The sequence below is a fragment of the Binatus sp. (SeqCode) genome, from assembly GCF_036522015.1.
Lineage (GTDB): Bacteria > Desulfobacterota > Binatia > Binatales > Binataceae > Binatus.
Window position 1 is genome coordinate 1 of record NZ_DATDGQ010000205.1, and the last position, 5,624, is coordinate 5,624.

The 5,624-nt window shown below is 59.9% G+C and carries 4 protein-coding genes; 3 read left to right on the top strand and 1 reads right to left on the bottom strand.

What is annotated here, in order from left to right; all coding sequences use genetic code 11:
• On the top strand, nt 1-3,217 hold a 3,217-nt coding region (locus tag VIW95_RS08940; protein ID WP_331585535.1), incomplete at its 5' end, for a hypothetical protein.
• Here the strand turns inward: VIW95_RS08940 and VIW95_RS08945 are convergent.
• The gene (locus VIW95_RS08945; protein ID WP_331585537.1) at nt 3,214-3,933 is read right to left on the bottom strand and encodes a dienelactone hydrolase family protein; all 720 of its coding nucleotides are present in this window, start codon (nt 3,931-3,933) and stop codon (nt 3,214-3,216) included. The genes VIW95_RS08940 and VIW95_RS08945 overlap by 4 nt on opposite strands.
• A 199-nt stretch (nt 3,934-4,132) precedes the next feature.
• Here VIW95_RS08945 and VIW95_RS08950 point away from each other — a divergent pair, with 199 nt between their 5' ends.
• Entirely contained in the window at nt 4,133-4,627 is a 495-nt protein-coding gene (locus tag VIW95_RS08950; protein ID WP_331585539.1) for a MaoC family dehydratase, read from the top strand.
• Between the two features lie 5 nt (nt 4,628-4,632).
• Nucleotides 4,633-5,624, top strand: a 992-nt coding sequence (locus tag VIW95_RS08955) for an acyl-CoA dehydrogenase family protein (protein WP_331585541.1), incomplete at its 3' end; no start/stop codon positions are given.

A 5,624-nucleotide genomic window follows, 5' to 3' on the forward strand; every position in this document is an offset into this window, starting at 1 on the left:
CCCGCGCGGCGATCGTTCCCGCCGAGTGGTCCGCGCCGCTTCGATCCTGATTCCTGCATTCATTCTGCTCGCATGGTTCGTCGTTCCCATGTTGCTGGCGAGCGGTGAGGCGAACCGCTGCCGATGGGACGACGTTTGGAAGTTCGATTCGTGGGGCGCGAACGGCATATTGAGCGCGTTGATCTCGGGCCGCTTTCTTGATGAAGGTCGCTTGCCAGTGATGACTCTGGCACTTGCGGCCTCGTCGATGTTCGCACTGTATCGCTGGAAAAAACCGATGGCGCGGCGCCTACTGGTTCTGACCGCGGTGTGGCTCGCGATCTTCTTCGGCCGCGCGACCTGGGGATACTTCATGCTCGCGCTCGGACTGCCGGCGAATTTTCACGTCAGCCGGTTCGAGTCGGTATTCGAATTGTTTGCCGTTCTGTTGACGGCCTGGGCGCTGGCCAAAGCGGTCGCGGCCGGATGGCGGTTCGGATTCGCGGGTAGGCTGATAACCGCCGTCGCACTCGGCGCGATCGCAATCGTGATCTTTACCGAGCGGAGCGGTTTCCTGATGATGAGCAACTATTGGGGAGACGAAAGTCTCGCGGCGATTGCGCACGAGGGCGGCGATCTCGACGCATCGTTTGCCGACCTTCACACGATCCTGCGCGAACGCCCGGGCCGAGTGTGGTCCGGTCCAACGGGAATGTGGGCCTCTCATTTTCAAATCGCCAAATCGCAGCCATACACGTTTCTCTCGCTCGCGGGATTCGATGAGCTCAGCTTTCTCTATCACAGCTTGTCGTGGAGCGCGGACGTGACGGCCGAAATCAACGAAAAGGATCCCTACCAGGCCCAGTTGTTCGCGATGCGCGCGGTGCTCGCGCCGGTAGCTCAACCCATGCCCTCCTACTTCAAGCTTCGCGCAATTCACGGCCAGCTGGCAGTTTACGAGGCTTCGCACGAAGGTTACTTCGGCCTGGTGGATATTGGCGCGCGCTACTTGGGTCCTCTCACGACCGTGCTCAATCGGGACTGGAATTGGATGAACGATCCTGCGGTGCGGGCCGGCGCGATGGTCGCGCTAGGAGGCGATATCAAAGGAGTGCCCGAATGGAAGATGTTTCAGGCGCTGCCTCAGTTGGATCCACGGTTTTCGACTCTGCGCGGCGAAGTAATCTCCGAAAGCAAGGAGGGCGAGACCTATAGCGCGCGGCTCGCAATCCTACGACCCTGTTATGCGTTGCTCAAGATCACCTACTTTCCAGGGCAGCAGGCAACCGTTGACGGAAAACCTGCGCCAATATTTCGGGTCTATCCCAACTTCTGCGCGATTCCCGTCCGGCCGGGCGAACATAAGATAGAAGTTCGATACCGTCCGGGACCTATCAAGCCGATACTGCTGGTGGCTGGGTTCGTCTTAGTCGGTTTGATCGGGCGAGCGATGCGCCGGCCGAACTACTCCGCGGTGGAACGCAGGCTTACGACGCGGCTCTCGGAGCTGGCGACACCTTGGGCGACTCCCCGGACTCGGACCGCCCTGGCGCTAGCGGTTTTGATCCTGCTTTTTACGCGCGCGCTCTTCCGCGGCAACTTGCTCGACGGCCATGATTCGCTGGCTTATCCGCCCCGGTTGACCGAATTTGCCAGAATATTGAGCGACCATCAATTCCCGCCGGTATGGGCGCCGGATCTTGGCAGTGGGCATGGACAACCGCTGTTCGAGTTCGCACCGCCGCTGATCTACGCGATGGCCATGCCGTTCTTCAAAGCCGGCCTCACGCTGGCCAACTCGCTTCAATTCGGGATGGCGATTCTGTTCGCTCTAGGCGCGATCGCAGTCTTCCTGATCGGGCGAAAACTTTCTTTCTCCCGTGTCGCTTCAATCGGCGCCGCGGCCGCATGGCTGTATGCACCTTATCAGGCGTTGGATATCTACATCTGTGGGCGATTTGCCGAATCGGCCGCGATTGCAGTGGCTCCCATTGCGCTGCTCGCACTGCTCGCGGCTCTTCAGCGTCCGACTGTAATCACTGTGATGCTCGGCGCGCTGGCGGTGGCGATGCTGCCGTTGGCGCATAACGCGATCGTGTTGTTGATGTTTCCGGCTTTCGCGGCGCTCGTCGCCGTTCGCGTCGCCGTCTCAGATCATAAGCTAAAAACTGTCGCGGCCGGAACTTCCGTGCTCGTCGGCGGATTGGGACTCAGTGCTTTCTTCTGGCTGCCGGCGCTGCTCGAACGCGGCTTCGTCAAAACCGACCTGTTGCGGACCGGCTTTCTCAATTGGACCCATTTTATAATCTCGCCGTCCCAGTTGTTTTGGTCACCATGGGGGTACGGCTACGCGATGCGCGGTCCTATGAATGGCATTTCTTACTCGCTAGGACTCGGTCACATAGCCTTGGCGGTCGCGGGAATCCTTATCGCTATACGTGCGGCGAACCTTACCCGCCGCTTTGATGCGCTGGTGTTTGCCGGCGCGTCGATTGTAGGCGCGCTGCTAGCCACCGATTTGACATGGACAATTTGGAAGCACGTCGACACTCTTCAATACCTCGTCTATCCGTGGCGCACCCTATGCGTTCCCGCGCTGTTCATGCCGTTACTGGCGCTCTATGCATTCGACCGAATGGGCCCTCGGCTCGCATCGGCGGCAATTGTAGTTCTGGTGCTGCTTAACATTGCGCACACCCAGCCCAAGGGGGTTCAGACTTATGATGAGGCCTACTACAGTTCAGACCTGATCGCTCAAAAAGGTATAAATACCACAACTCGCGAAGAGTATGAGCCGCGGACTGCCTATCACCGTCCGGTCTTTGACAGTGTTAACCTCAAAGGCGTGCGCTCCTCGCCCGAGGTAACGCAACTCGCCGTCAACTCAACCAGCCAGTCATTCAAAGTCAACGCAAGCGAGCCCGCGTTGATGCAAGACTCTCTCTTCGACTATCCGGGATGGACGGTGCTAGTCGATGATCGCCAGGTTGCGACCTCGCCGGCATCGGACAGTGGAGAGATCACCTTTAACGTTCCCGCGGGGGTGCATAACGTGTCGGTCGAACTACGTCCGACACCTGTTCGCCAATGGTCCTATTATATATCTATCGCCACCACAGCTTTGATGACTCTTCTCGTTATGTTCGCGCTTTTCCTCGGCCGCAATCGCGCCAAGCCTGTCGATAAGGCCAGTCCCATACCTACAAAGACTCGCTCCAGGAAGAGGTCCCGCCGCTAGGCAGCGAATATCTCCTCAAAGAAATCTGCCATCGCCTTCCAGGATCGCGCATCGACGACCTTGTTGTAGCCGATACCCGGCATCCCGAGGCTGTCGGAATTCGGGTTCGTGAAGCTATGTTTTGCTCCTCCATAGGTAATGACTTGCCAATCCGCGCCGGCTTTGATCATCTCGGACTCGAAGGCGCTCACCTGCTCGAACGGGATCATGGTGTCATCGGCCCCGGTGCATACTAGGATTTTCGCCTTGACCTTTCCAGCCTCCGCGGGTCGCTGCGTCTGTAGGCCGCCGTGAAAACTGACTATTCCTTTGAGCGGCGCGCCATCGCGCGCGAGTTCCAGCGAGAAGGTGCCGCCCATGCAGAACCCGATCGCGGCGAGTCTGGCAGCATCGGTTTGCGGGATTGACGCGAGATGATCGAGTGCTGCTCGGCCACGTTTCCGAAGTATCGACGGGTCGGCAAACAGCGGACCCGCATGCTTCATCGCATCCTGCAAGTTTGCGAGTTCGATCCCGTTGCCGTAAGGGTCGCCGGCGAAAGCAACATAGCCCAGCTCCGCCAGCCGCTCGGCGCGTTTCTTCGCGTGCTCCCCCAAGCCGAATGCTTCCGGCATCACGAGAACCCCGGGTCGCTTGCCGGATTTCTTGTCGTCGTAAGCGAGATAGCCCCGAAGCGTTACGCCGCCGTCCTTGTATTCAACTGTTTCTGTCTTCATCTGAATCTCCGATCGTTGTGAATTAGCGCCATCTTGCACGATTCGCCCATTTTCTGGAAGCCGCGGAATAGTTGTAAGTTATCGCATCGAGAGTCTAAGGAGACGCAAATGCTCGAGCTGTATCACGCCCATATTTCGACCTGCAGCCAGAAGGTCCGGTTATCGCCGTGCGGCGAGAGTTCTGCTAGGAGCTTGATCTATGGCAGATCCAGATTTCACTCAGTTCAAGCCCGTGCCGAAAGGCCATTCGTTCGAAGAATTCCGCGAGGGCCAGGTCTTCGATCATCATTGGGGCCGCACGATAAACGCCGGTGACAATTCGCTGTTCACGACGGCGACGCTCGCGCACTGCCCGCTCTACTTCAATGTCGAGTACGCGCGCGCGCACGGACATCCCGACGTGGTCGTCAATCCGATGCTGGTCGCGTGCACCGTGGTCGGCATCTCGGTCGAGGATTTGAGCGAAGCGGGCGGACCGTTTCTCGGCATCAACAATCTGGAATTTCATCGCCCGGTGTATCCCGGCGATACGCTGAGCGCGCGCAGCACGGTCGTGGCCACGCGCGAATCCGCAAGCCGCGGCAACTTCGGCATCGTGACCTGGCGCACCGAAGCGCGCAATCAGCGCGACGAACTCGTCATCAGCTACGAGCGCACCAACCTCGTCGCCAAACGCAGAGGAGCGCCACTGTGAGTTACATGACCGACGAGCGGCGGATGATTCAGGATGCGGCGCGGGAATTCGCGATGAAGGAAGTTCTGCCCATCGCCAACAAGCTCGATCCCGAGCAAGGCGATATCCCGATGTCGTTGCGCGACAAGCTGGCCGAAATGGGCTACTTCGGCGTCGTCATCCCGGAGGAGTATGGCGGGCTCGGTTTAGGCGCGTTCGAGTATGCGCTGATCACCGAGGAACTCGCGCGTGCGTGGATGAGCGTCGCGAGCATCATCGCGCGCGGCAACGGACTCGGCGGCGGCTTCACGGCGGAGCAACGTCGCGAATATCTGCCAAGGATGGCGCGCGGAGAATTCCTCGGCGCGGCCGCATTGTCGGAGCCGGACGCGGGCTCCGATCTCGCCAACGTCTCGTGCAAAGCGACGCGCGACGGCGACGGCTGGATGCTCAACGGCACCAAGACCTGGTGCACGTTCGCCGACGGTGCCGATTTTATCTCGGTGCTGGCGCGCACCAAACAGCCGTCCGATCCGCGCCGCCGCCACGAGGGTATCAGCCAGTTCCTCGTGCTGAAGGAGCGCGGCAAGTTTCCGCCGGGCCTGACGGGCTCACCGATTCGCAAGATCGGCTACTTCGGCTGGAAGACCTGGGAGCTGCACTTTGACAATTTCAAGCTGCCGGCCGATGCACTGCTCGGCCGCGAGCGCGAAGATCGCGGCGAAGGCAAGGGATTCTACGGCGCGGTGAGCGGTCTGGAGGTGGCTCGCGTGCATACTGCGGCGCGGGCGATCGGACTTGCGCGCGGCGGGCTGGAAGATTCGTTGGCGTACGCGCAGAAGCGGATCGCGTTCGGGCAGCCGATTGGAGAGTTCCAGGCGATTCGATTCAAGCTGGCCGAGATGGCGACCGAAATCGAAGCGGCGCGCCAGCTTACGTACTTCGTCGCGACCGAGGCCGACAGCAAGCGGCGATGCGACAAAGAGGCCTCGATGGCGAAGCTGTTCGCCTCGGAGAT

Excerpts from the sequence above, each read along its gene's own strand:
- VIW95_RS08945 (WP_331585537.1), bottom strand. The coding sequence starts at position 3,933 with ATGAAGACAGAAACAGTTGAATACAAGGACGGCGGCGTAACGCTTCGG.
- VIW95_RS08950 (WP_331585539.1), top strand. The coding sequence starts at position 4,133 with ATGGCAGATCCAGATTTCACTCAGTTCAAGCCCGTGCCGAAAGGCCAT.